The organism is Selenomonas sp. AB3002 (assembly GCF_000702545.1).
GTDB classification, from domain to species: domain Bacteria; phylum Bacillota; class Negativicutes; order Selenomonadales; family Selenomonadaceae; genus Selenomonas_B; species Selenomonas_B ruminantium_A.
In genome coordinates, this window is the sequence record NZ_JNIO01000008.1 from 444,769 (window position 1) to 470,042 (window position 25,274).

General features: G+C 48.1%; 27 protein-coding genes and 1 pseudogene. 19 read left to right on the forward strand and 9 right to left on the reverse strand.

What is annotated here, in order from left to right:
- Window positions 1-50: 50 nt before the first annotated feature.
- Complete coding sequence (locus tag P159_RS0109695; RefSeq protein WP_029543624.1) at window positions 51-590, forward strand: hypothetical protein; 540 nt, start codon at window positions 51-53, stop codon at window positions 588-590.
- A 107-nt stretch (window positions 591-697) separates the two neighbouring features.
- Complete coding sequence (locus P159_RS0109700) at window positions 698-1,771, forward strand: HD domain-containing phosphohydrolase (protein ID WP_051650284.1); 1,074 nt, start codon at window positions 698-700, stop codon at window positions 1,769-1,771.
- A gap of 196 nt (window positions 1,772-1,967) precedes the next feature.
- On the opposite strand, the gene P159_RS0109710 is transcribed toward P159_RS0109700, so the two are convergent.
- A complete protein-coding gene (locus P159_RS0109710; RefSeq protein WP_051650285.1) occupies window positions 1,968-2,783 on the reverse strand; it encodes an amidohydrolase in 816 nt (271 codons plus the stop codon).
- Window positions 2,784-3,063: 280 nt separating this feature from the next.
- Here P159_RS0109710 and P159_RS0109715 point away from each other — a divergent pair, with 280 nt between their 5' ends.
- The 6 genes from P159_RS0109715 to rbsK all read left to right on the forward strand — a co-directional run bounded on the left by P159_RS0109715 (window position 3,064) and on the right by rbsK (window position 6,859).
- A complete protein-coding gene (locus P159_RS0109715) occupies window positions 3,064-3,525 on the forward strand; it encodes a YbaK/EbsC family protein (protein ID WP_029543630.1) in 462 nt (153 codons plus the stop codon).
- Between the two features lie 13 nt (window positions 3,526-3,538).
- Window positions 3,539-3,763, forward strand: a complete 225-nt coding sequence (locus P159_RS0109720; protein WP_029543631.1) for a hypothetical protein — start codon at window positions 3,539-3,541, stop codon at window positions 3,761-3,763.
- A gap of 27 nt (window positions 3,764-3,790) precedes the next feature.
- The gene (locus P159_RS0109725) at window positions 3,791-4,687 is read left to right on the forward strand and encodes a DUF1848 domain-containing protein (protein WP_029543634.1); all 897 of its coding nucleotides are present in this window, start codon (window positions 3,791-3,793) and stop codon (window positions 4,685-4,687) included.
- 75 nt (window positions 4,688-4,762) lie between these two features.
- Window positions 4,763-5,431, forward strand: a complete 669-nt coding sequence (locus P159_RS0109730) for a hypothetical protein (protein WP_185753698.1) — start codon at window positions 4,763-4,765, stop codon at window positions 5,429-5,431.
- 187 nt (window positions 5,432-5,618) lie between these two features.
- Window positions 5,619-5,900 carry a DUF1294 domain-containing protein gene (locus P159_RS0109735; RefSeq protein WP_029543637.1) on the forward strand — a complete coding sequence of 94 codons (282 nt, stop codon included), beginning with the start codon at window positions 5,619-5,621 and terminating at the stop codon, window positions 5,898-5,900.
- A 50-nt stretch (window positions 5,901-5,950) separates the two neighbouring features.
- Complete coding sequence (gene rbsK, locus P159_RS0109740) at window positions 5,951-6,859, forward strand: ribokinase (RefSeq protein WP_029543639.1); 909 nt, start codon at window positions 5,951-5,953, stop codon at window positions 6,857-6,859.
- A 75-nt stretch (window positions 6,860-6,934) separates the two neighbouring features.
- Here rbsK and treR read toward each other — a convergent pair whose 3' ends face one another.
- Window positions 6,935-7,660, reverse strand: a complete 726-nt coding sequence (gene treR / locus P159_RS0109745) for a trehalose operon repressor (RefSeq protein WP_029543640.1) — start codon at window positions 7,658-7,660, stop codon at window positions 6,935-6,937.
- 182 nt (window positions 7,661-7,842) lie between these two features.
- On the opposite strand from treR, the gene treP reads away from it, so the two are divergent.
- From treP to P159_RS0109760, 3 genes are all read left to right on the forward strand, one after another.
- Complete coding sequence (gene treP, locus P159_RS0109750; protein ID WP_072004137.1) at window positions 7,843-9,786, forward strand: PTS system trehalose-specific EIIBC component; 1,944 nt, start codon at window positions 7,843-7,845, stop codon at window positions 9,784-9,786.
- Between the two features lie 57 nt (window positions 9,787-9,843).
- Window positions 9,844-11,484: an alpha,alpha-phosphotrehalase gene (gene treC, locus P159_RS0109755; RefSeq protein ID WP_029543643.1), complete on the forward strand. Its 1,641-nt coding sequence runs from the start codon at window positions 9,844-9,846 to the stop codon at window positions 11,482-11,484.
- A gap of 293 nt (window positions 11,485-11,777) precedes the next feature.
- The gene (locus P159_RS0109760) at window positions 11,778-12,254 is read left to right on the forward strand and encodes a pyridoxamine 5'-phosphate oxidase family protein (protein ID WP_029543645.1); all 477 of its coding nucleotides are present in this window, start codon (window positions 11,778-11,780) and stop codon (window positions 12,252-12,254) included.
- Window positions 12,255-12,391: 137 nt separating this feature from the next.
- Here the strand turns inward: P159_RS0109760 and P159_RS0109765 are convergent, their stop codons facing one another.
- The gene (locus P159_RS0109765; protein WP_029543647.1) at window positions 12,392-13,072 is read right to left on the reverse strand and encodes an esterase; all 681 of its coding nucleotides are present in this window, start codon (window positions 13,070-13,072) and stop codon (window positions 12,392-12,394) included.
- A gap of 198 nt (window positions 13,073-13,270) precedes the next feature.
- On the opposite strand from P159_RS0109765, the gene P159_RS18655 reads away from it, so the two are divergent.
- From P159_RS18655 to P159_RS0109785, 4 genes and pseudogenes are all read left to right on the forward strand, one after another.
- Window positions 13,271-13,576, forward strand: coding sequence for a DUF169 domain-containing protein (locus P159_RS18655; protein ID WP_080705970.1), 306 nt, complete (start codon window positions 13,271-13,273; stop codon window positions 13,574-13,576).
- Between the two features lie 20 nt (window positions 13,577-13,596).
- On the forward strand, window positions 13,597-14,007 hold the full coding sequence (locus P159_RS0109775) for a hypothetical protein (protein ID WP_029543649.1): 411 nt from the start codon (window positions 13,597-13,599) through the stop codon (window positions 14,005-14,007).
- Between the two features lie 20 nt (window positions 14,008-14,027).
- Window positions 14,028-14,531 (forward strand): annotated as a pseudogene (locus tag P159_RS0109780) (DUF2284 domain-containing protein); the annotation flags it as partial.
- A 64-nt stretch (window positions 14,532-14,595) separates the two neighbouring features.
- On the forward strand, window positions 14,596-15,672 hold the full coding sequence (locus P159_RS0109785) for an HAD family hydrolase (RefSeq protein WP_051650287.1): 1,077 nt from the start codon (window positions 14,596-14,598) through the stop codon (window positions 15,670-15,672).
- A gap of 288 nt (window positions 15,673-15,960) precedes the next feature.
- Here P159_RS0109785 and P159_RS21010 read toward each other — a convergent pair whose 3' ends face one another.
- The 3 genes from P159_RS21010 to P159_RS0109800 are packed head-to-tail and all read right to left on the reverse strand — an operon-like array spanning window position 15,961 to window position 17,502.
- The gene (locus tag P159_RS21010; protein WP_139283724.1) at window positions 15,961-16,116 is read right to left on the reverse strand and encodes a 5'-methylthioadenosine/S-adenosylhomocysteine nucleosidase; all 156 of its coding nucleotides are present in this window, start codon (window positions 16,114-16,116) and stop codon (window positions 15,961-15,963) included.
- Between the two features lie 9 nt (window positions 16,117-16,125).
- Window positions 16,126-16,641, reverse strand: a complete 516-nt coding sequence (gene thpR, locus P159_RS0109795) for an RNA 2',3'-cyclic phosphodiesterase (RefSeq protein ID WP_029543655.1) — start codon at window positions 16,639-16,641, stop codon at window positions 16,126-16,128.
- Window positions 16,642-16,662: 21 nt separating this feature from the next.
- The gene (locus tag P159_RS0109800) at window positions 16,663-17,502 is read right to left on the reverse strand and encodes a deoxyribonuclease IV (protein WP_029543657.1); all 840 of its coding nucleotides are present in this window, start codon (window positions 17,500-17,502) and stop codon (window positions 16,663-16,665) included.
- 45 nt (window positions 17,503-17,547) lie between these two features.
- Here P159_RS0109800 and P159_RS0109805 point away from each other — a divergent pair, with 45 nt between their 5' ends.
- On the forward strand, window positions 17,548-17,796 hold the full coding sequence (locus tag P159_RS0109805; RefSeq protein ID WP_029543660.1) for a fructosamine kinase family protein: 249 nt from the start codon (window positions 17,548-17,550) through the stop codon (window positions 17,794-17,796).
- Window positions 17,797-18,809: 1,013 nt separating this feature from the next.
- Here the strand turns inward: P159_RS0109805 and P159_RS0109820 are convergent.
- Window positions 18,810-19,969, reverse strand: a protein-coding gene (locus P159_RS0109820; RefSeq protein WP_318253476.1) for an IS3 family transposase whose coding sequence is annotated in 2 segments (ribosomal slippage) — window positions 18,810-19,714 and window positions 19,714-19,969 — 1,161 coding nt in all. Because the reading frame shifts where the segments join, the coding sequence is not laid out codon by codon here.
- Window positions 19,970-20,129: 160 nt separating this feature from the next.
- On the opposite strand from P159_RS0109820, the gene P159_RS20290 reads away from it, so the two are divergent.
- The 3 genes from P159_RS20290 (at window position 20,130) to P159_RS0109840 (ending at window position 23,463) form a co-directional block, all read left to right on the forward strand.
- On the forward strand, window positions 20,130-20,546 hold the full coding sequence (locus P159_RS20290; RefSeq protein WP_051650288.1) for a hypothetical protein: 417 nt from the start codon (window positions 20,130-20,132) through the stop codon (window positions 20,544-20,546).
- Between the two features lie 448 nt (window positions 20,547-20,994).
- Window positions 20,995-21,822, forward strand: coding sequence for a hypothetical protein (locus P159_RS0109835; RefSeq protein WP_185753699.1), 828 nt, complete (start codon window positions 20,995-20,997; stop codon window positions 21,820-21,822).
- Between the two features lie 243 nt (window positions 21,823-22,065).
- On the forward strand, window positions 22,066-23,463 hold the full coding sequence (locus tag P159_RS0109840; protein WP_029543670.1) for a sodium:solute symporter family protein: 1,398 nt from the start codon (window positions 22,066-22,068) through the stop codon (window positions 23,461-23,463).
- Between the two features lie 193 nt (window positions 23,464-23,656).
- On the opposite strand, the gene P159_RS0109845 is transcribed toward P159_RS0109840, so the two are convergent.
- Together P159_RS0109845 and P159_RS0109850 are read right to left on the reverse strand one after the other, a co-directional pair.
- Window positions 23,657-24,487 carry an Rpn family recombination-promoting nuclease/putative transposase gene (locus P159_RS0109845; protein ID WP_029543673.1) on the reverse strand — a complete coding sequence of 277 codons (831 nt, stop codon included), beginning with the start codon at window positions 24,485-24,487 and terminating at the stop codon, window positions 23,657-23,659.
- A gap of 114 nt (window positions 24,488-24,601) precedes the next feature.
- A complete protein-coding gene (locus P159_RS0109850) occupies window positions 24,602-25,045 on the reverse strand; it encodes a hypothetical protein (RefSeq protein WP_029543675.1) in 444 nt (147 codons plus the stop codon).
- Between the last annotated feature and the right edge of the window lie 229 nt (window positions 25,046-25,274).

Below are 25,274 nucleotides of genomic sequence, written 5' to 3' on the forward strand. Positions count from 1 at the left end.
TTTACAATTTCAAAGCGGCAGAAAAGTAGCATGAGTGAGGAGGAATAGTCATGAAAAGGTGTATGAGGATTGCATGGTTTACACTGATCCTGTTGCTTGCCATGGTGGCAACGGCACTGGCCAATTATCCCGGTACGCTGGATAGCGGGAATCTGGTGCTGGTGGATGGCGGCATGGGTGTGGGTTATTATGCAGACAGGTCATCGGTGCAGGTGGAGCAGTATGCGCCGCCAAGGTATCAGCTGTCTATCAATGTTGTGGGAGTGACGTTTTCTGATGAGTATTGGCGAAGCCACGAAACCTATATTGGTGGGCCATATACCATGGGAGATATAATCACGCTTAAGTTTCGCTACAATTGGGACAGGAAGGTCATTTCTTACCAACGGGGAGAGACCTGGCTGGATTGGGATGTCAACCGTGACTACTGCCATGCAGAAGGTGATCCCATGATTCCCTACGCTGCAGAGGTGGCCTTTGTAAGTGCATACAATATGAGATTCTTTGATGACCAGCTGGGGTACAGCCCGGTGCTGAAGAAGCCTCAGCGGGTCATTGACGAACAGCTGTATCTCAGATTGGGGATTTGAATTTAGGAGAGGAGGCAGCTCAGGCAACTGACAGTGTATTTGGATATGCTGCTTGCTCCCGCAGATGGAATGATGCATTGAGGTATGCATGAGAGGAACTGAGGCTTATGGAATTTAAGCAGGCAACGCTATATGGGGAGAAAAAGCCTCATATCTTGGTTATTGATGACGATGAGGTAATCCGGGGACTTATCAAGAATAATTTAAATGATCTTGCTCATGTGGATACGGTTATTTCCGGTGAAGATGGTTTGTCATACCTGAAGTCTGGTAGGGAGACAGCACTGATACTGCTGGATTACCTTATGCATGGAATGACAGGGTTGGAATTCCTGAAGCATATGAAGAGCATGACCGCTTTAGAAGATATTCCTGTTCTCATGCTTACAGGTGAAGAGGATGGCAGTCTGGAATTGCAGGCATTGGAGGCAGGGGCTGTTGATTTTATTCACAAGCCTGTAGCGGTTGCTGTGATGCGGCAGAGAGTACTGAATATCCTAAACTATACATACTTGCAGCATAGCCTTCAAGATGAAGTGGAGAGACAGACTAAGCTGGCAGATAAGCGCAAGGAAGAAGCGGAACAGCTTTTTGAAGAAATGATCATGGCTCTGGCGCAAGCCATTGATGCCAAGGATCACTATACCCATGGTCATTCCCAGAGGGTGGCAGAGTATTCAGCTCAACTGTCTTATTTGCTTGGGGACGACCCTAAACAGGTACGGCAAATCTATTACATGGGTCTGCTCCATGATATCGGGAAAATTGGCATCCCAGTGGAAATCATCAACAAGCCGGGAAATCTTACGGATGAGGAGTATGCAATCATCAAGTCTCATTCTGTAATTGGCGCGGAGGTGTTGAAGCCCATCAGGATAAGCCCGGAACTTATGATAGGGGCGCGGCATCATCATGAAAGGTTTGATGGCCATGGCTATCCAGATAAGCTGTCAGGTAACGACATCCCACGTGCGGCCAGGATTATTGCTGTTGTTGATGCTTATGATGCCATGACATCGAACCGCAGCTATAGAAAGGGGCTTACCACGGAAAAGGTGTACAATGAGATAGCCAGAAACAGCGGAAGCCAGTTTGACCCTGAGTTTGCGGGAATTATGTTAGAATATCTGAGAAAAGAGAAAGACAGTATCAAAGAATCAGTTCAGGAGGTTAATAATTAACATCCTGAATGGCAAATTGGGGGGGCTGCTCGGAGCAGTTCCCCTATTATATTATCAGCAAATTGGCTTGGGAAAATGTATATCTTTCCATGGTGTGGCTCCTTTTTCCCTTTGTTGATGATAAGATCATCAAGTACTTCATCTGGGAGATTATAGGCTGAGAAATCAATCCAGATGAGATAAGTTCCCTCTGGCTCTATAAGGCGGGCTTTTGGCAAGTTGTTGTTATGAGTTGCCTGTTTTCCGGGGTCAGGCTGCGGACTGTTCCCTCAAGTTCGGCTGTTTCCGGCAGTACATTCCAGGTATTGCCAGCCGTGATTCTGGTGATGCTGACAAGATTTGCAGCAAAGGGGTCAGAGTTGCGACTTACGATGATCTGCAAAGCACTGATGAAGTGAGCAGCCAGAGGGATGACATCTACTCCCCGGTCAGGGTGGGCTGCATGAGTGCCTGTGCCTTGGAAACGAAGGACGAATCTGTCTACTGCTGCCATTACAGGCCCGGAGCTCAATCCCAGGGTTCCTACTGGGAAAAGGGGAGAGGTGTGTATTCCGAAGATGGCTTGAACCTCATCAAGGATGCCTGTCTCCAGCACCTGCTGTGCTCCGCCGGGGGCTTCCTCAGCAGGCTGGAAAATGATACGTGCCTTGCCGGGAAGTGCTGATTCTTTTTCCTTCAGGAGCAAAGCTGCTCCCAGTACCGCAGCAGTGTGAAAGTCATGTCCGCAGGCGTGCATCCTGTCTTCAATCTTTGAAACATAAGGAAGGCCTGTTTCTTCTGTGATGGGCAGTGCATCTATGTCTGCTCTAAGAGCAACCAGTGGCCCGTCCTGACTGCCGATTTCAGCAGCTGCACCTGTAGGCAGGGGCAGTTCCAGGAGCTTGATTTTGTTACGGCTCAACAGCTCTTTAAGCTTGGTTGTTGTCTCATGTTCTTCATAGGAAAGCTCCGGGTGTGCGTGAAGCCAGGCAAAAACCTCTTCTATGTAACTTTTTGCGGTTGTTTCGTCCATGTGCTCACCTCGTTTTGTTAAGTGTTTCTTTGCTTGCAACTTTGGAAAAAAAGAATGTATGCCTATACATAAATTTATTAACCTAGTGTGTCAATAGGAAAATAAAGCTTGATAAGAAAGTTGGATTAACCGGGGCTTTTGCTTTCTCTGCAGATGATAGCTGAGGGAATTCTGCCTTCGACAAAACTTGAACAATGGCGTTATAATGGACGTATGAAATTCTAAGGGAGATAGGGATGTGAAGGTGGCAGATCTTTTGCCAAAGGGAGGCAGGGCATAAATGTCTATAGATTTGGTCAGAGAATTTTTTCGTTCTGAGGGAATGGAAGAGGCAATTTTGGAGTTTGATGAATCCAGTGCAACGGTAGAGTTGGCTGCACATGCGGTTGGGTGTGAACCTGCCCGCATTGCCAAGACGCTGTCCTTTGATTTGGCTGGGAAAACCATTGTGGTGGTGACGGCAGGAGATATGCGTATTGCCGGGAGCAAATTCAAAGCAGAATTTCACGGCAAGCCCAAGATGCTGCCAGCCGCTGAGGTGGAAGACCGTACAGGCCATGCGGTGGGAGGAGTATGTCCCTTTGCCTTGAAGGATGGGGTGACGGTGTATTTGGATGTCTCCATGAAGCGTTTTGGCACAGTATTTCCTGCCTGTGGCAGCAGCAACAGCGCAATTGAGCTATCGCCAGAGGAACTGGAGAGGCTATCCGGGGCTGCTGGCTGGGTGGATGTTTGCAAGTAAAGGATGAGGCAATATGATTTTTGAAGAGGAACTAAAGCGGGGCGTTATCTTTGCAGACAACGAATCCGAAGAATACGTATATATGCCAGCCAGTGAAATTGGCCTGGATAATCCCTTGCTCGTTTATGAAAATGAAGGAAAATGCAGTGATGTTGATATGCACGAGGCGCTGAGACTGATAGGTGTGCGGGCACTGAGGCCAGGGAGACATCCAAAGCTGGGGACGAGTTCGTGCTAAGGTGAAGAAGGAAGAGGCTTTTGTACCATGATTATTAGTGCAAGCCGCCGGACGGACATACCTGCAATCTATTTCGACTGGTTTTGCCGGAGGCTGAGAGAAGGCCATGTAGATGTAGTGAATCAGTTTAACCGCAAGCAGGTGAGCCGCATATCTCTGCGGCCTGAGGCAGTAGACTGCATTGTGTTCTGGACGAAGGATCCGTCACCTATGCTGGAGTGTCTGGATGAGCTGTATGGTTACTCTTACTATGTGCAGGTATCTATTACTCCTTACGACAGGGACATAGAAACAAATCTGCGTCCCAAAGATGACATAATCAGGACAGTGCAAGAGCTGTCAAAACAAATTGGCCCGGAGCGAGTGGTATGGCGGTATGATCCCATACTGTTGAATGACAGATATACCATCGATGGCCATTTGATGTGGTTCGAAAAGTCGCTTGAGGCATTGGCTCCCTATGTGAATAGATGTGTCATCAGTTTCATAGATATGTATGCCAAAGCAAAGAAGAATACAGTTGGGCTGAACCTACGGGAACTGGCTGAGACGGAAATGCGTGAGATTGCTTCGGGGCTGGCGCATGTAGCCAGGGGGAGCGGCGTAGGACTGCAGACCTGCGCAGAAGCTGTTGATTTGGAACCTTATGGAATCAGGCATGGAGCCTGCGTGGATGGAGATCTGATTGAACGCATTACGGGCAAGCCCATCAAGGCGGGCAAGGCTAAGAGCCAGCGGCCGCTATGCAATTGTGTGGAGAGTTTTGATATTGGGCAGTATGACACATGTATCCATGGTTGTAGGTACTGCTATGCCAATGCCAGTCCGGAGAAGGCACGATTGGGATTTGATGGACACGATCCCAAGGGCACTGTCATCACAGGCAGACTGCTGGGGGATGAGAAAATTACCGTTCATGAGTAAAGATATGGGGGATTGTTCGAAATCATTGACGGCAAGACCACGAAAACTAAGAATATATTATGAGTGTTTCGGTAGATGATGGAAGGGGGGGATTTCTCCATGTGGCAGCAGCAGGGAAGTGAAACGGGGATGAGCCTCGTTCCTTTGAAAATAGTGCTGGCGCTCCTGATTTTAGGGGTGGGAGTTTTGATGTACGGCTCCCATTGCCAATGGCGTCAGGCCGCAGAAAATGCCGCTATGGCGGGCGCAGAGCGGCTGGCGGCAGCAAAGTACGGCGATATGGTGGTCCACTTGGAACCGACACCGGAGTGGGGCGATGCTTTATCCGGCAGGATGGAAGCTGCTTTGGGAGAATCCGTGCATTTCCGGACGAACTTCCAGCGTGAGAAGAGGCAGCAACAGGCCAAAATTGCCGGGGAGGAAGTAGGAAAGTTCCATGCGTCCTCCGGGGAAAACATGGAACTTTCCTGGGAGGAAGTGCAGCAGGCAGAACGGGAAGCCTCCTTTTGCGCCGGGGAACTGTGCACTGGCATGCAGTCTGCATGGGCTGGCAGAAGGGCGTTCGTCACCCTCGGAGAAGAGGGGGAGAAGAGCCAGGCCGTGACCGATGAGATTGACTGCTATGCTTATGCCGTGAAGCTGGAGCGGGCACTCCCTTTGCCCGCATTTCTGGTCGAGAAGAGCTTGAAGCTGGAATACACCGCCCTTGCCACTGTTACGGTTCGTTATAACCTGTGGAAATAAAGAAGATGTGGAGTCAGAAAAAGTAGCTGTATCTGACTAAAAGCAGGGGGCATGTCTCCCTTGCACACCCGGCCACCCTGATGTTGCTGTATAATGAAACCTATGGCAGGTGAGGTTATGGAAAAAACGATATAACATAATCTGGATGGAGAAGATTATTGGGAGACACAACTGAGGAGAGAATTACATGGATTTTGATTACCATAGAATCATTGGCTGGTATTTGCTCATAGTCAATGTATTGGCTGTGCTGGTCTTTGGTTGGGATAAGCTATGTGCCAAGAATGATAGGTGGCGGGTGCCGGAGCTGCGACTTATGCTGCTGGCCTTGCTGGGAGGGAGTCTGGGAGCATTATTGGCTATGAAGGTGTTCCGGCATAAGACCATGCATTTCAAGTTCAAGTATGGCATACCACTGATATTGGTTTTGCAGGTTGCCGGAATCGCTTATCTGCATTGGCCCCAGTAAAATCATAAAGATTTGCATATATCTCTCAGAGTAGAGGGAGGGGGACTTCCATGAATAAGGTATTAGTTGTTGGCAGCCTGAATATGGACTTTGCCGTTTACATGGATAGAAGGCCACTGGCCGGGGAAACGGTTATGGCTCGTGGCATGAAGCTTGTGCCAGGGGGAAAGGGCGCAAATCAGGCTTATGCACTTGGGAAGCTTGGTGTCAGAACATCTATGATTGGCGCTGTTGGTACTGATAGCTCTGGTGAGCAGCTGTTGGAAAGTCTGGAAAGCGTTTCCGTGAATACAACAGGCATTCAAAAGATGGCAGAGGTGGAAACAGGCAAGGCTTTTATCGAAATCGAAAGCAGTGGGCAAAACAGCATCAGTGTGATTGCCGGGGCAAATGCTGCCGTTGATGAAGCTGTGGTACAGGGGCAGGAGAACCTGTTTGCCAAGGCTGATGCTGTGGTCATGCAGTTGGAAATTCCTGTGACTTCTGTTGTTGCTGCTGCAAAACTTGCCAGGAAACACGGCAAGATTGTGGTGTTTGACCCTGCTCCGGCAAGGTCTGACCTGCCTGATGAACTCTGGTCATTGGTGGACATCACCAAGCCAAATGAGACAGAATTGGCCCTGCTCACGGGGCTGCCAACTGGTACCGGGGATGAAATTGTGACGGCAGCCAAGTCCTTGTTGACCAAAGGCGCAAAGACTGTGTTGGTGACTCTGGGGGGCGATGGCACTCTGCTGGTAACGGCAGATAAAGTGGAGAAATTCCCCGCTTACAAGGTTAAGGCCGTAGATACCACTGCTGCTGGAGACTGCTTCCTGGCTGCCTTCGTAAGCCGATTCACTGGCTGCAATTTTGCCGAGGCCATAGATTTCGGTGCCAGAGCAGCTGCCATTGCTGTAACCAGGCAGGGGGCACAAACCTCGATTCCCATGATGGACGAGGTCGAGAAATTTACTTGATGTAAGCGGTTTTGAATGATCTGGCGTACCATAGACTCAATTTTTGGGGGATGACAGGAGAATTATACCGAGTTGTCATTTTTTCTTGCGAATGGCGGTATCCTCGAAGCAAAAGTAATCTGGCTGGTGGCGGGATTGCGTGTATTCGAACTGTACGCCATCGGCATTGTAGGTTTGCCCTGTAATCACGGCCAGGCAGTTGTACTCGCCCAAAGCTAGGAAGGCTTCGTCTTCCCGGGTGGCCCGCTCTACTGTCATGCGTCGTTTGCTAGTGACGATGGTCATGCCCAAAGTACCTTCAATGTACTCGTAGATGGAAGTTGCGGCGATGGCTTTGGTAAGGCCGGGAACAAGATCTTTGCGGAACAGATTGATATCCATAATCAAGGCCTTGCCGTCCAGGCAGCGCACCCGCCGGATATCGTACAGAGTACTGCCTATGGGGAAGCCGGTTTTGCGTGAGAGGCGCTCGTCCGCTTCGATTTCCTCAAAGCGCAGCACTACAGTGGAGGCCTTCATATGATTCCTGGCAGCGGATTCTTTAAAGGATTCGATGCCGCCGATGGTGAATTCGTTTTTGGCAATGGGCTGATAGATGACGCGGACCCCACGACCATGGAGGGACTGCACATAGCCAAGTTCTGCCAGTCCACCTATGGCGCGGCGGATGGTGTTACGGGAGCAGCTATAGAGTTCCGTCAGCTGATTCTCTGAGGGCAGCAGGCTTTGGAAGGTATATTGCCCCGCCTCGATGCGCTGCTTGAGATCATGGAAAATTGATTCGAATTTTGCTTTAGGCATAAACTCACCTCTGGTCTTTATTGTCGATTTCATTATAGTATAGATTCATGTCTATTGCCAGCGGAAGTTTACTGATTTTTTTTACTTCTTAAAAAATAATATTTACTCTTGACTTGTTTAAACAAGTGTGGCAGTATATAACTACAGAGTTGTTTAAACAAGTTTCCGAAAGGAGCATGAACATGGGTCAGTACACAGAGGACTCAAAGGAGCTTTTGCGTCTGGTAGGTGGCAAGGATAATATAGCCGCTGTGTCTCATTGCATCACGCGGATGCGCTTTGTGCTGGGGGATCCCAAGAAAGCGAACGTCGAGGCCATCGAGGCTATGAAGGTGGTGAAGGGCAGCTTTACACAGGCTGGACAGTTCCAGGTTATCATCGGCAATACGGTGAGTGAGTTCTATAAGGATTTCACGGCGGTGGCCGGAATTGAGGGCGTTTCCAAGGAGGCAGTCAAGGCAGCAGCCGGGGCTAATCAGAATATTTTCCAGCGTGGAGCAGCCATAGCTGCAGAGATTTTTGCTCCGTTGATTCCAGCTATCATCACCGGTGGTCTGATTTTAGGATTCCGCAACTGCATTGATTCCCTGTATATTTTTGAAAACGGCACCCAAACTTTGGTTGAACTCAGTCAGTTCTGGGCAGGCATGGATCACTTCCTCTGGCTGATAGGCGAAGCTGTCTTCCACCTGGGGATTCCTGTGGGTATCTGTTGGTCAGTGGTGAGGAAGATGGGAGGTACACCCATCTTGGGCATCGTGCTGGGGCTGACACTGGTCTCCAGTCAGCTGCTGAATGCTTATGCCGTGGCCACTACTCCGGCAGACAAGATTCCCTTCTGGGATTTCGGCGGGTTTACTGTGGATATGATTGGCTATCAGGCCCAGGTGTTGCCGGCAATCCTGGCTGCTTTGACCCTGGTCTATCTGGAGAGATTCTTCCGGAAGATTACTCCTGCCGTGATTTCCATGATAGTGGTGCCTTTCTGCAGTCTGGTGCTGACAGTATGCGCAGCCCATTTCGTGCTTGGTCCAATCGGCTGGAAGATTGGTTCGGCCATTTCTGCCGTAGTCTTCTCGGGGATTACGGGTGATTTCAGGGTGATTTTCGGAGCCATCTTTGGCTTCATCTATGCGCCGTTGGTTATCACAGGCTTGCACCATATGACCAATGCCATTGATTTGCAGCTGATTGCCGATTACCATGGCACAATGCTCTGGCCTATGATTGCTCTTTCCAATATAGCCCAGGGTTCTGCAGTTTTGGCCATGATTTACCTGCAGCGGAAAAATGCAGCTGCCCAGGAAATCAATGTGCCTGCCTGGATTTCCTGCTACCTTGGCGTTACGGAACCGGCCATCTTTGGTGTGAATCTGAAATATTTCTTCCCCTTCATTTGCGGCATGACCGGTTCAGCTTGTGCGGCAGTGGTATGCGTGTCCACCTCTACTACGGCTAATGCTATCGGTGTGGGTGGCGTTCCCGGCATTCTTTCCATACAGCCCCAGTATATGCCCAGCTTTGCACTGAGCATGGTGGCGGCAATCGTTGTGCCCTTTATCCTTACTGTCATTGTAGGCAAAAAGAAGGGGGTGGATAAAGAAAATGTTCTGGAAATGGCATCTGTTGACCATGTAGAAGGCAGTGTTGTACCTGTACAGGCAGCTGCATGCGAGCATGAATTACTGGCTTTTTTAGACGGCGAGGTTATCTCCCTGGTGGAAGTGAATGATGGGGTGTTCTCGGCAGGAATGGTGGGAGAAGGCTTGGCTATCCGTCCCTGCAGCGAGACCCTGTTTTCCCCTGTTTCTGCCAGAGTGGCGGTGCTTATGGAGGACTCCCGTCACGCAGTGGGGCTGGTGCTGCCAGATGGAGTGGAGATTCTGCTGCACGTGGGTCTCGACACGGTAGATATGCAGGGCGACGGTTTCGAGTATTTGGTGAAAGCTGGGGATGAAGTGCAGGCTGGTACGCCTCTGCTGAAGTTTGACCGTGAGAAGATCAAGAAGGCAGGCCATGAAGATGTGACTGTGTGTATTATCACCAACAAAAATGGTGTGGACAGCTTTGCTTTCAAAACTGGCATACAGGGCAAGGCCGGTGAGACTGTCATAGCTGCATATTGAAAAGAAATAGCTTCTGCAAGACAGAAGCTTTGCAAATATAGAGAAGGAGTGTTTCTCATGGCTGGTTTCCATGATAAAGTTGTTTATCAGATATATCCAAAATCCTTTCGGGATGCCAACGGCGATGGTCTGGGGGATTTGCCGGGCATCATTGAGAAACTGGATTATCTGGCCGAGCTTGGGGTGGATTACCTTTGGATTACGCCGTTCTTCGTATCTCCCCAAAGGGACAATGGTTATGATGTGGCGGATTATCGCCGCATTGACCCGCGTTTCGGCACCATGGCAGATGTTGAGCGTCTTATTACCGAGGCAGAGGCTCGTGGCATAGGCCTCATGTTTGATATGGTGTTCAACCATACTTCCACGGAGCATGAATGGTTCCAGCGTGCCCTAGCGGGAGATAAGGAATATCAGGACTACTACATTTTTCGGGATGGTGAGCCTGACAAGCCTCCTACTAACTGGGTCTCCAAATTCGGAGGCTCTGCTTGGGAGTATATATCAGAACTTGGCAAGTGGTACCTGCACCTTTTCGACAAGACTCAGGCAGATCTTAACTGGGAGAATCCGGCTGTGCGGCGTGAACTTCAGGATATCCTGCGCTTTTGGAAGGAAAAGGGAATCAAGGGCTTCCGCTTCGACGTGGTAAACCTTATATCCAAGCCGGAAGTCTTTGAAGACGACCACGAGGGGGATGGGCGTAGATTCTACACCGATGGCCGCCATGTGCATGAGTTTTTGCAGGAAATGGTGCGGGAAAGCGGCATTGAGGGCATGGTGACGGTGGGGGAGATGTCCTCTACCAGCCTGAAAAACTGCATCCGCTACTCCCGGCCTCAGGATAGGGAACTGGCCATGGTTTTCAGCTTCCATCATCTGAAGGTTGATTACAAGGAGGGGGATAAATGGCAGTTGATGGAACCGGATATAGCAGAGCTCAAGCAACTTTTTGCCAAATGGCAGGAAGGCATGCAGGAAGGGGAGGGGTGGAATGCCACTTTCTGGTGCAACCATGACCAGCCCCGGGCTGTTTCCCGTTTCGGTGATGGCGGCACCTTGCGGAAGGAATCTGCTAAAATGTTGGCAGCTTGCATCCATCTCATGAGGGGAACTCCTTATATTTACCAAGGGGAAGAAATCGGCATGACCAATGCGCACTACAGCTCCATAGAGCAGTATCGTGACGTGGAAAGCCTAAATTACTACGAAATACTGCAGCAGCAGGGGAAATCTTCTGAAGAGGCTTTGGATATTCTTGCAGCGCGTTCCAGGGACAATGGCCGCACTCCCATGCAGTGGTCAGCAGAAAAATATGCAGGCTTTTCTGCTGTGGAACCCTGGATATTGCCTCCTGACAGCTATCGTCAGATCAATGTGGCGTCAGAAATACAGGAGCAGGATTCTATTTTTTCCTTCTACCGGCAGCTCATAAGTCTGCGCCATGAAATGCCTATCATTGCAGAAGGCTCGATAGTTTTTCTGGAGAGAGAAAACAAGGATGTAATTGCTTATAAGCGGGAATTGGATGGGGAAAAACTTGTAGTCCTGTGCAATTTCCGACACGGTTCGGTCCCTCTGAAGGAAAGATCCCTTCAGGAATACACAGAGGCAGGTTATGTCAAATTGCTGGGTAACTATGAGGGGCTGGGAAAAGAGTTGCGGCCCTTTGAGGTGGTGGTATTCATAAAGCAATAAGTTATCCAGTCAGGACATTCATCCTATCGAAAACTGATTATACATTGTCGGTAGTGAATTCAGGCGAATGAAGCCTTTGCAGAGCATGAGTATCATTATGGGCATTCCCTATGAGGAGAGCTTTCGATTTATGGCTGCTAGGTATTGACATGCCCGCGTGTTTGCCGTATGCTGAAAGCAGACAATTTCAACTGGCGCCTGCTGCCACCGGGTAGCAGGAAAAGCGTCATTTTCTTATCGTTAGATCTTGGAAGATAAGGAAGTGGCGCTGTTTTGATTGGGAGGAAGAATTTATGTTCAGGAAGATGCGCAGATTCAAGCAACAGCTTGAGGAGGAAGAATGCAGGGAGGTCCTGCGGCAGCAGAATCGGGGTGTATTGTCCCTGCTGGGAGATGGCGGGTATCCTTACGGCATTCCCATGAATCATTGGTATTCAGAGGAAGATGGGACCATCTATTTCCACAGTGCCAAAGAGGGACATAAACTGGATGCCATCAAGGCCTGTGATAAGGTCAGTTTTTGCGTGTATGACGAGGGCTGGCGAAAGCCCGGTGAATGGGCGCTGAATATCAGGAGCGTGGTGGTCTTTGGTAGGATAAGCCTGGTGACAGATGAGGCAAAGGCCAGGGAGATTGGCACTGCGCTGGTGAGAAAATTCACGGATGATGAAGCATACCTGGAAAAAGAACTGAAGCACGCCTTGCCCAGAGTGCAGTGCCTGGCCTTGGTGCCGGAGCATATCACAGGGAAGCTGGTCAATGAATCGTGAAAATAGGGGGGGGTTGCGGTAGCCCCCTGTTTGATATCTGAAAATGTCATAACAGATGTGATATATTTATCTCTTTAGATGTCAATGGGAACACTAAAAATCCCCCAAGGTAGCAAGCACTCTGGGGGAAGAACGGCTCATATTCTCTTCAGGCACCAGCGGAAGGCTTTGGCGGTGCGGAGCTCCGGCTCCTTGAAGTGATTCCCCTGATTCCATTCCAGAGTACTGGAGATAGCTGGAATCTCTTGTAATATCTGGTACTCTTCTGTAATGCACTGCTCAACGCTTGCCAGAACGGGGTTCCGGGATTTGGCTTCCTTGTCTCCCATACTCAGGTAGACAGAATCTGTCAGCAGAGTATTCTGCCGGGCATATTCCAGCCAGTTGGGGAACCATACAGAAGGGGAGGCGGCAGCTATGGCTGTGAAAGTATCTGTGTTATATGCAGCCCAGAGGGAAAATAGAGCGGCCAGGGAGTAGCCTCCTAGGATTACTGGGATATCACTTGGAAGGGAATATCGTTGGCAAAGGTGAGGGATCAGGTAATCCAAAATAAAGCCCAGCGTTGCCGGTGCGCCGTGGCCGAAGGATTCCTTGCCAAATACGGGAGGCGCCTCCCAGGGAGAAAGCTCCTGGTTCCAGTCCTTAACCTGAAAGGCAGCATAAAGAAATGGCGGGCAGGGAGGGGAGGACAGGAGTGCAAGCTTTTGCTCCAGAGTGTTTGCTTCATGTTCGTCTATGGGCTGGATGAGGATAGCCTGAGGCGATGTGCCAGCAGAGCAGAGGCACTGCCTATCTTGCAGAAAAAATTTTTCCATGGTGTGGCTCCTTTGCATGTCTGTAATGTCTTTGAGATGGTCTATTTCCATGAGATCGCCTCCTTTGCAGCTGTTATATGGCTCTATATGTATATCGGAGAAATGGAGAAATGTATAAGGAGGATTTAGGAACGGTTGAAATAGTATAACCTTTGGCATACAATGATCTATAGAAAAATTTGAACATGGCATGTATACCTGGTCAATGCAGACCAGTTGTCGGGACTGGTGACGCTTGCTAATTATGACATGGAGAGCCAGGACAATGTGAAGGTGCGTTTTGCCTCTGGCTGCGGGCAGGCGGTGTTATATCCCTTATCAGACGAAGAGAAAGGTGAAAAGGCTTGCTATATCGGCCTGACAGATCCATCGGCCAGGAAGGTGATTGATAAGGAGCAGCTATCCTTCAGCATACCCTACAGCAGATTCCTGGAACTGGAGCAGGAAGCAGAGGGAAGCTTCTTTGCTACCGGCACATGGGACATTATACAGCGCAGAATTTAGCAAGGAAGGGGCAGTACTTTATGGGACGCGGGAAGCAAAGCAAAAAGAAGGTTGTGAAATACCTGAAGGACTGGAACGGTTCAAGATATCTGGACCAGGAAGAATTCTGCAAGATTTCATTTAAAGTCAACAAGAATAAGGTCATGATATTTGCATCGTTGGTATCAGATTATGTCTTCGCCAGATATGTGGAAGAACTTGAAGAGAGGACGAAGTACCTGCCTCATGGACTAGGTATGAGCAGGGAGAAGCGTGGCGAAATGGGTCATATGCTACATGAGGCCAAATATGCCATGGAGCAGATAAGGGATGCTTCCAGCAATGAGGAGCTATTCCATGCACAGTACAGACTGAGAGATATATGCAGCGCATTTGTAGATGCCGGAATACAGGTACTAGAGGGGAATAGGGAAGCAGAACAAGGAGGGTAAGCTTTGGCAAATGGTCTTGCCCTCCGTTGGACTTTGATGCGGATGAGTATCTGGAAAAGTTCGCATGGGTTAATGTTTTAGGGGCCAAGGTAATACTGAACACGAAGGTTATTGAGGAAGCGGATACAGCGGAAAAGGTCATGACCGTAGGCTGGGAGATTGTGTCTGCTGTTAAGCTGGTACTGGAAGAAAAGATGAGACAGATGGAGCGACAAATATCAGGAGGCGTATCCTTGTCATCTGGCGGATGCAATCTATGTAAAGAGTGCATCCGGAAGGAAGGGAAATCATGCAGGATGCCAGAGAAGATGCGGTATTCACTGGATGCATTTGGCTTTGATCTGAGTGCCATCACCAAAGATATGCTGGGTATTGACATCCTGTGGTGCAGGGACAGGCTGCCAGAGTACTTCACCCTGATACATGGGCTGCTATCGAAAGAAGAGGTACCGGAAGCGACTTGGGATAGCATGGGGCTGTCGTTTGTCGAAGGGACCATGACACGAACCGAGCTGGATATATAAAGGAACACCCGTTGTGTCCATTGTTATTGGCCGTCACCTAAAACGGCAGAGAGGAGATAATGCTATGAAATTTATGCGCAAGAAAATCTTGGCATGTGCGCTGTCTTTAGCACTCAGCTTTGGCTGCGTATATGGAACAGAGGCGGCCTCCCGCACTGAGATCAGTCAGATTTCTGTGAACAAACAGGGAAGTAATTTCAAATACTGGCAGAAAGACGCTACTTCTTATCAGGCTTTGATTAGCTATGTGAAGGATGTTACAAACAAAAAGAGTGCAAGCTATATTCCAAAGGTGGATAGAATTGCCGTCTTTGATATGGATGGCACAATCCTCTGTGAGACAGCCCCATATTATTTCGGACAAATGCTGATTATCGACCGCACTCTTCATGATGACAGCTATACACCTTCCGAGGAGGACAAACAGTTTGCCACGGAGTTGGAAAGCTGGCTTAAGAATAATAAAACAGGGGACAAGCCCACGGGCAGCAGTAGTCCTCATTTTGCATCGATTTTTTCAGGTATGACTTATCCCGAGTTCGATGCTTATGTGGAAAAATTCATGCAAAAGCCGGTTGATGGCCTGAGTAACATGGTCTGGGGGGAGGCTTTTTACCTGCCAATGGTGGAGGTAATCAAATACCTGCAGGCTAATGATTTTCAGGTTTATATTGTCTCCGGCAGTGAGCGCCAGCTGGTGCGGCATATAGTTTCTGATTTGCTAGACATCCCCAGGGAACACATTATCGGTATGGACAATGAAATTTTAGCGGCTCAGCAGAACGGCGTTGATGGGCTGAAGTATATCTACCATCGTGATGATCATCTGGTACGTGGGCAGTTTATTGGCAAAAATCTGCAGATGAACAAGGTGGTGAATATCTTCAGGGAGATAGGCAGGCAGCCTGTGCTGGCCTTTGGGAATTCCAAGGATGATGCCAGTATGCTAAATTATACCATCACTGGAAACAAGTATAAAAGTACCGCCTTCTTCGTTCTATGTGATGACCTGGAGAGGGAAATTGGAGATACAGCCAAGGCAGAGAAGTGCCGAAAGCTTGCCGAGGAAAATGGTTGGTACGGCATTTCCATGCGGGATGATTTCAAGACTATCTATGGAAATAAAGTGCATCGTAACTAAGAAATGGGTTGTGCAGACTTGGAATCAAGAAAACACAGCATAAAAAATATGTAATACTTTGCAGTTTCAAGCGTATATAAATATAAGTAGGAAATAAATAGTCGATAGGTGCAATAACAAGGAGGATGATTTTCATGAAACTCAAAAATGAAACCAAACTCTCCGATGAATAGCTCTCAAAAGTTGCAGGAGGCATGTGTTACGAAACTGCCGATGATACAAGATTCCTTAACTCGCTGAATGGGTCTGTAGACAGACTTGGACAATTTAAGGTGATGATGACAAGAACTATCGCTGGTCAATGCCCAGGGCAGTGGCGGCTGCTGCATTGCTCATGCCGACAGAGGTTACAGCTATCACCAGTGGAACGTCATGGTACTGCCCCTCTACGAAGCGCCAATGACATTTTTCCATGACCTTGATGGGCTGCCTTTGGAACTTCACGAGTAGGTGCTATTTATCTGCTTCGAGGATGCCTATTGGGGTGTAGATCATGCCGTTCTTTCCCCGGTCAGAACGCATCAGTGATATTTCGGAGACTTCCATGGTGGAGACAGGCAGGTTCATCAGCATTTTCTTCATGGTTTCCGGGGAATCTCCTTTACGTACCAAAGTAACGTGTGGAGCAAATTTCTTACGGTCGTAAGGAATTTTATTTTCGGCAAGTGCATGTCTTATCCTGCGAACACAACTAACAAGAGATTCGTTTGGTGCTATCCCCGCCCAGTATGCATCGTGGAAGTTACCGGCTCCATCAAGCTGGATGGTGAATGGCTGGAAGGAGACAGCTGAAATGGCACCCATGATATCATCAGGATTGCCGTATTCACCGATAAAAGCAAGAGTCAGATGCAGCTTCTCAGGTGGTATGAAGTGGCCTCTCATGCCAAGCTGGTACCATTGCTTCTGAAGACTAAGAAGGGATTCTTTGATTGCTCCTTCGAGGGGGATTGCTATAAACAGTCGCATATATCCTTCCTCCTATACATTTCAATAGGATGTACATGAATTTTTACGTAAAAGGGCAATTTCCCGGGCATATCCATCAAGGTCGTTTGGTGTTTCCAGTATAAAGGGCAGTTCCTGCAGCTGTGGATGGTTGATTACTCTTGTCAATGCTTCAAGTCCGATGCATCCTTCACCAATGCAGGCATGACGGTCTTTGTGGGAGCCGCAAGGATTCAGGCTGTCATTGAGATGGATGGCCTTGAGGCGGTTAAGTCCTATTATGTTATCGAATTCTGTAAGTACGCCATCTAGGTTGTGCACAATGTCATATCCACCGTCCCATACGTGGCAGGTGTCAAGGCATACCCCAAGCTTGTCCTGAAGCACTACCTGGTCAATGATGCTCTTGATTTCTTCGAAGGAACGGCCAATTTCTGAGCCTTTTCCGGCCATGGTCTCTAAAAGGACTGTGGTGGTTTGGTTAGGTTGCAGGACACGGTTCAGCTCTGTGGCAATCATTTCGATGCCCTGCTGGCTGCCCTGGCCAACAGGGCTGCCGGGGTGGAAGTTGTAGTAGTTTCCGGGAGTGGCTTCCATGCGCTTTAGGTCATCCAAGAGTATATCATGGGCAAAGGCACGGATATTTTCTTTGGCGGCGCAGATATTCATGGTGTAGGGGGCATGTGCCACCAGTTTGGCGAATTTATGTTTTGAAGCAAATTCTAGAAAGGCTTGGACGTCATTCGGGTCAATATCTTTAGCTTTGCCACCACGGGGATTGCGAGTAAAAAAAGCAAATGTGTCGGCCTTGATGTTAACGGCATCTTTGCCCATGGCAAGATAACCTTTGGCAGAAGAAAGATGACAGCCGATGTGGAGCATGATAGTTCCTCCTAGCAATGATATGGAAATGAGGGAGAATGGAAAATGCGTAGCAGCTTGAATGAGGCCGTGCAGGAATCTTTTGGACAGGATGTGAGTGTGGAGTGGTCAGAGCCGGTTTCCGGCGGCGATATCAATGAAGCCTATCATCTTTTGCTGACTGGTGGAGAAGAGGTGTTCCTGAAGCTGAATGCCAGGGCAGAGGAGAATTTCTTTACTGCAGAAGCCTATGGGCTGAAGTGCATGAGGGAATGTGGTGCCAACCTACATAGGTGCCACCAGGCAAATCAATAAGCCCAAGGCTGGCTGGATAGATTTTTTCCGGGAAAACAGGCTGGCCACACAGATGAAAATGGCAGACCATTATTTTTGATAAGGAGGATAAGCGGCGTTGCCGGAGAATACTTGACCATCTTGAAGATTTCTTGATAGAGCCTGAGTTTCACTCTTTGCTGCATGGTGATCTTTGGAGCGGCAATGTAATGGTGGACAGCCAGGGGGAGCCAATGCTTATAGACCCGGCAGTTTATGTTGGGCATCATGAAGCAGATTTAGCCATGACGCATATTCACTTGCTAATATGACTACAAATGGTAAAAGTCTTTCAGGTGGTGGTATATCTGGTGTTTACGGGTATAGAGAAAAGGTTGGTACAGAAGACCGCGCCATGTGTCAAGTCAATAGCTATTTGCTCTACAAAATGGAGCTGTTAGGGGATTTCGTCTGTTTGCTGGAATTTGATATGTTTATTAAGCATAAGCGGTATTTTCCAGATAATGAGTCCGAGAACAAATACAAGATTTTCGACAAGATTCGAGTAATGGTGTTTCTGCCCCCTCTGATAGGTCGATTGGATGGCAACGTAATATTGTTACGGATAAGCCGATACTGAATTTAGAATTCGGTATCGGCTTTTTTCATGCTCATTTGTTATAGCATGTGATAAATGTGAGCGAAAGTTAATACGGGGAGGTTGTTTGGATGACTACGTACTTGTACAAGGATTTTTTCCCGTAGAAAAATCCTGGCTTGATGGAGGTCAAGTCAGGTCTTCGAGGATTAATTGCTGGTTAAAAAGCAACATGAAGTTAATTGCTATTCTAGCACAATAATCCTCGGAATGCACGATGTTTTTAATATTGTGGAAAGTCGAGGGTAAAAATGGACGAGTATGAATTGCCGTTCTGACAGGTTACAAGTGTTGATAAGGTGGCCTTCCCCCATGCGCTTAGACACCTAAAATGAAAGATTCCTAACGCATCCTCAAAATTGCTTTATTTTCCGCAGTTTTGGCCATCTTCACCAATTTAGGCAGCAATTTTTTCAACGGGCATTCGCTCCATGTAGTATTCTTCCGGAGTCTGGTAATCGTTGCTGGAATGTATTCGCTGGCGGTTGTAGAAAATCCAAATATACTCAAATACAGCCGCCTTAGCTTCAGCGCGAGTGCGGAAATGCTTCTCGTTCAGCCATTCCTGTTTTAATGTACCCCAGAAGCTTTCCATGGGAGCGTTATCCCAACAGTTGCCTTTCCGGCTCATGCTCATCGTAAAACCATTCTGCTTTGCCATTTGGCAGTAGTCTTTGGAACAATACTGGCTTCCACGGTCAGAATGGAGGATGCAGCCGTTTACATCGCTGGTATGATTTATGGCATCCTGTAAAGCTGACATAACTAGCTGTTTGGTCATACGGCTGTCCATGGCCACTCCTACCATTTTACGGCCGCATAAATCCATCACCCCAGCTAGATAAAGCCAGCCTTCGTCTGTAGGGATATAGGTTATATCACTGACCATCTTTTCCCCAGGATGTTCCGCAGAAAAATTGCGGTTGAGAACATTTTCGGCAACAGGCATATCATGGTCTGAATATGTTGTAGCCTTATATTTACGACGTGCCTTGCCATGTATGCCGTTTGCCTTCATGATACGTTCTACACGCTTGTGGTTGACCTTAATCCCCTTTTTACGTAGCTTTCTGAAAATGCGCACGGAACCATAGGTCTTATTGGATTTTTCGTGAATTTGCTTAATGATACGTAAAAGCTCATCATTGCTTTTGTCACGTGGGCTTGGCTTGCGGGAAAGCCAAGCGTAAAAACCGCTTCTGGATACATTAGCCCATCGCACCATCTTTGCAATCGGATATTTGCCGCGGTTAGCTTCGATGTAGTAATATCGGATCACTTCAGGTTCTTGGCAAAGAAGGCGCTCGCTTTTTTTAGGAATTCATTCTCCTGTTCAAGGTCTTTAATACGCCGCTGTAGCCTTCTTAGCTCGGCATCCTCATCACGGAGCTTGCCACTGCCGACAAAGGGCTGCTCCGGATGTTTTATGTATCTTGCCTTCCAAGTGTATAGGGAACTTACGTTGACTCCTATCTCTCGGGCTACCTGGCTGGCCGGAACACCGCTCAAGACTCTTTTTACGGCTTCTTCCTTAAATTCATTACTGTATCTGTTCAATCGTATCACCTCATGAATGTATTGTACCATTCATTTCGGGTGTCCAGCAAAGCGGGTATGGGGCAAAGGCTGTAAAGGACTTGATTTAGCAATGATGCGTTTTTTGTGGTAGAATTTGTCAGGGATTACATGGAACAATAAAATTTTGGGAGGGTATATTTTGGCTACTACTAAGAAAACTACTACCACTGCAGCAAAGAAGACTACCGCAGCTGCCAAGAAAACCGTAAAGGCTGCTGAAACTAAGGCAGTGAAGGCTGAGGCATCTGCTCCAGCTACGAAGACCACTGCTGCTAAAAAGACGACTGCAAGCAAGAAGTATATGTATGTGTTCTTCAACTGCAACGATAACAAAGATGCTGCCAGCATGAATATCCGTTACAACAATGAGGCATTTGCTGATACTGTCGCTGGCAGGAAGGCTCTGCTGAAGAAAGTTGAAGATGAAGCTGCTGCCGGGCGTGTGAATGTGTCCGATGCAGAGGCTGTGAAGAATGAAATTCTGAAGGGCGAACCTACGGATGCCAGTGCGAAGCTCCAGTATGGTGATATTGAGCGTCTGGTGGTTGTGGCTTAAGAGAATCTTCTCTGGGTGGACTTATTCGGAGAAATATTTGGACAAATACGCTTGAACGTGATAGAATAATCGCAGGAGAGCGTTAGATACGTGAAGGAACCCCCAAGGCTAGGTGTATTGGCCTTGGGGGTTCTTGCTGTAGTTGAAAATATTTTTCATTTAGGTATTGAATATCATTATCAATTATGCTAATATAATTACAGGCTTTCGTTAAGCTCTCCTAAATACAATACACAGCCAAAAAGCGGCCGTACTGCTCATACGGCCGCTTTTTGGTACGGATATACGAGAGATTACGAATTGATGAAAAATATGGGGTAATTTGTGTAAATATTAATGTTTCGCTAATCATTTTATAAGGAAAATCTAATCGAGAGAGAGTATCATCATAGTTAAGCGGGAATCATACCGCTGGAAAAAGGGAAGTAAATAAACCGATGGGGGCACCATGCCATGGGAATTATCTCCGGCATGGGCCTTGTTTTGTTGTTGTGAAAGCGGTGATGAGATGGCAGGAGAAGAAGCAGCAGAGAACGTTGAAGAGAAGAAAAAGAGACCAAAATTCTGGGATAGTTTCCCAACTGACTTATTCTGTACCAGCCGATGCGTCAAGTACAGCTTGTATTTTGGTGCCAGTGCATTTTTTCTTTACGGGTATTCCGTTTTCTGGGCCTCATGGCTAGTTTTATATAGTCTTGTGCTTGCAATCTGGATAGGATATAAGATTTTTCCGGTGATGTGGAAAGCTAAGTCGTTGGAAATGGGAAAGTGGTATGCTGTAGCTGGGTTTTATCTAATGCTGGCGCCGATGGTATTTCCTTTCATATATGCAAACGAAGTGTTTGGGATGGAAAGGTTGTCGTGGATAGGCGAATGTCTGCTATGCTTTATCGGAGTGTTGTCTTTATATGTTGCAATTTTTCATAGATATATCAAGAAAGGATTCGCCTTTATGCCCTTTGGGATAGCAATCGCTTCTTATGCCGTATTGCTGCTATGTGGGTCAAATGTGGTATTTGACAGGAGTCCTGGAGAATATAAGGAAATTATTATATACAAGATCTCCCACTACAGTCGAAGGGATAACGGTCACCTACGGCATACATATTCTGCGTACATTGATTTGAAGGATTATGGGGGATATGAAAAAGAAAAGATTAAGCTTTCAAAAGAGGAATATGAGAAATATGACAATATGACAGGGGAAAAGACAATGCTGATGAGAGTGCATCCAGGGTTGTTTAATCAGCCGTGGCTTGAAATTGTATATGATTAAAGTATGTAGGAAATGAGATCCTTGATTACGCGAGACATGAAATGGTTACAGTTACTTTGGGAAGAGATGGAAACTGGCTGTGCTGGCTGCGCAGCCAGTTTTTGCGTGGTGGCAGCTGGCTTATGCGTTGACCGTAATATCCGATAATGTTAGAATGGGCACTACGATAGTTTCACGCAATGGCGTTGGTTAATAGCGATTACTGGGCAAATCATTTATGATTCTGGAAGGAAGCGCATAGCTTTGGAATTCTCGATTGGCCACTTGGCGGTAATGGCCGTGACAATCTGTCTGGTTTTGGGTGGCGGTTTGTATGCAGCCAGGTCGGTGCATTCATCTGATGGCTTCAGCCTGGGAGGCCGCTCAGCAGGTGTCCCCATGATAACGGGAAGCATTGCCGGTACCTGTGTAGGAGGCGGTGCCACTATCGGCACAGCACAGCTGGCCGGTTCTGTAGGCCTGTCAGCTGTATGGTTTACTATAGGCGTGGGATTGTCCCTGTTGGTTATGGGACTTATCTATGCCCGTCCTCTGCGATATACGGGGCTGGAGACAATATCCCAGTATATAGTTGGCAATTATGGGAAAGGGGCAGGCAGGATCACCAGCTGCGCCACTTCCTTTGGCATATTGTTCAGCGCAGTATCCAGCATTCTTCCCGGGATTGGCTTGCTGGCTGCCTTGACTGGACTTTCCCCTTTAGTATCGGCGGGAATACTGTTGCTGTTAGTGATCCTGTACGCTTTCTTCGGAGGAATGAAGACGGCTTCTATAGGTGGAATCCTGAAGATGCTGGTACTCTTTGTGACGCTGTTTGCGTTGGGATTTGTGGCCTGGCAGGGGCTTGCTGCCTCACCAGAACTACTGAGAGAAAAACCAGAGGGCTTCCTCAGCCTTTGGGGCATCAGCGCAGGTTCTATCCTGACCAATGTGGCTTCGGTATTGGTGGGCATGATCTGTACGCAGACATATATTCAGGCAGTTTTCTCAGCAGCCACCCCCAGAACTGCAGCAGTAGGACTTATTCTGGCAGCAATGGTTGCTATACCCATAGGTTTGCCCTGTGCGATGATGGGCATATACATGCAGTCTGTACATCCTGAACTTCCAGCCATGCTGGCACTGCCAGCATATTTGCTTCACTACGCCTCGCCATTGATGGGCGGCATGGCTCTGGGGGGCATTGTTCTGGGGGTTATAGGGTCCATTGCAGGCCTTAGCCTGGGAGTGGGCACTATGGTGGCCAGGGATATGCTGGAACCTCTGTTGAAGGTGCGGACGGAAGCTGGAAAACTCATGCTTATGAGGATGTCTGTGGTGGGAGCCATTGTTGTGGCTATGGCCATTGCACTGGCAAATCAGGGGTCACAGATTCTGTTCTGGAATTATCTGTCCATGTCCCTTAGAGGATGCGGCGTATTTATTCCGCTGACACTGGCTATATTCAGGCCCAAGGCTCTGGAGCCCAAATGGGCAATGGCTTCCATGATACTATCCATATGCTCCGCTGCAGTGGCCGGTCTAATCCATACGGTCATGTCTCACGTATTTATCGGCTTGGGCGTAAGCCTGGTAGTGGTTTTGATGGGGATAGTGTGGAAACGGGTACGGTGTCGGCATGTGTCTGCGCGATTCCATTGATGCCTGGTTATGGTTAAACTAAAAGGGGCCTGTTGCAGTTAAGCAGCAGACCCCTATTTGATATATGAAAATGTCACAGGCAAATCTTTCCCATGGTGTGGCTCCTTTGCACGTCAGTAATGTCTTTGTGATGGTCTGTGATGTAGGTGCAAACAAGCGGAACCAGTGTGGCTCCGCTTGATAAGATACACGATTATGATTGTAGATTGGGAATCTGTGCCCTTATTTCCATGACCTGTTCTTCAGGGAGCTTGGCAATTTTAGCAACCCGCTCAACAGAGAGGCCGTCTTCAAGCATGCTTCTTACGGTGGTAAGAATTCCCTCTTTGATACCTTCCTTGATGCCCTCCTTGATGCCTTCCTTGCGTTCTTCCTGCAATTTCATAGCGTAGGTCATATAGCTTCGCCTCTCTTTCTCGATGGTCTTGACCATCTTGATTTCCTGGTCGATTTCCTGAACGAAGTCGTCATTGCTGATGATGCCATCAACGTAGTTAAGAAAAGCCATTACATCTGGGGAGACATCTTCAAGCGCCCCCTTGGTGCTTAGGAATACCTTAGTGGCACCATCAGGCATAACTACGGAGAAATCTTCATCACACCGGTGGCGGAAAGTGTATATGTGACGCTGACCGTCCAAAACAGGGAAGGGGCAGATGAAGATGATATAGGTGTCAGTCAGTTCATCGTAATCCATGCCCGCCATGAGCAGGTCAGTGTCTATGAGGGACTGATAATAGCGAGTACGGCGGAAAAGGCCTTCGCCGTCCGGCTTGCGTACCTGCATCTCAATGCTGTATACGGAATTTTTATCGTCTTGAACATAGACGTCGAGCCTGATGCCCTTGCTCTCGTAGGTGGCGTTGATGGTCTTTTCTTCTTCAAGATACTTTATGTGATGGATTTTGATTTTGAGGATTTTCTCAAGCATGCGCTTGCAGATGCGTTCACGGCGCATAATGAGCTTGAACATATAGTCATCCTGGATAGTAAGCTCTTCCCAGGGCTTGATGGTGTAAGGCATGGTGTAATCTCTCCTTTGCTGTAATTATACCATATTTTTGTAATGGTCATGTTATTTTGTAGGGGCAGGGATGACTGAAATTTTCAGCCATCCCTGCCTGAGCAAGAGAGAAGGTTAGGCAGACTTCTTGCGACGGAAGAGCCCCATCTGTACGCCTAATACAGCCGCATGGCTTCTGTTTATGGTGTAATCCCTGAGCTTTTCCGCGTCAGTGGGTTCTATGCCTATGAAATCATGTTCTTCGTTGGTGCGGGTGATGATATAATCACCGAAAACCAGAATACAGGTTTCATCGACGCCAATCGTGCCAACTAACAGGGAGGGAAGGGGAAGCTCAGGCTTGTCCGCTATATCCCCATCAAACCAGACCATGAAACTGGTGCCCTCATGCTGGAAGGGGAATTGTGCGAGAGTGTTGCAGCCTATGATTTCCCGTGCTTCCTTTAGAAAATCTGCCATGGATGCCTTCTGTACAGTGGCCTTGAAGCCAATACCCTTTGGGTCATTGAATTTATGCACTGCCAAGATGCTGATGTCCTTCTGCTCTAACTGGTTCATGAGAAAAACTCCTTTCCGGGAGCCTCTGCCCCCACGCCGCATTTTATTTTTTGACGCACAGGCGTTACCGCAGGAGGGGGCTGTAGGCAAGGGCGGCCCGCAGGGACGGCGTAGCTTCCCTTGCCGGAAGCCTCCACCTGCGGTAGACTGAGGCGGGCAAAAAATACCCCTGTAATATAACAGGGTTGGGATGAAGGCGGTTTTTCTGTGATGGTTTGTGATGATTGGC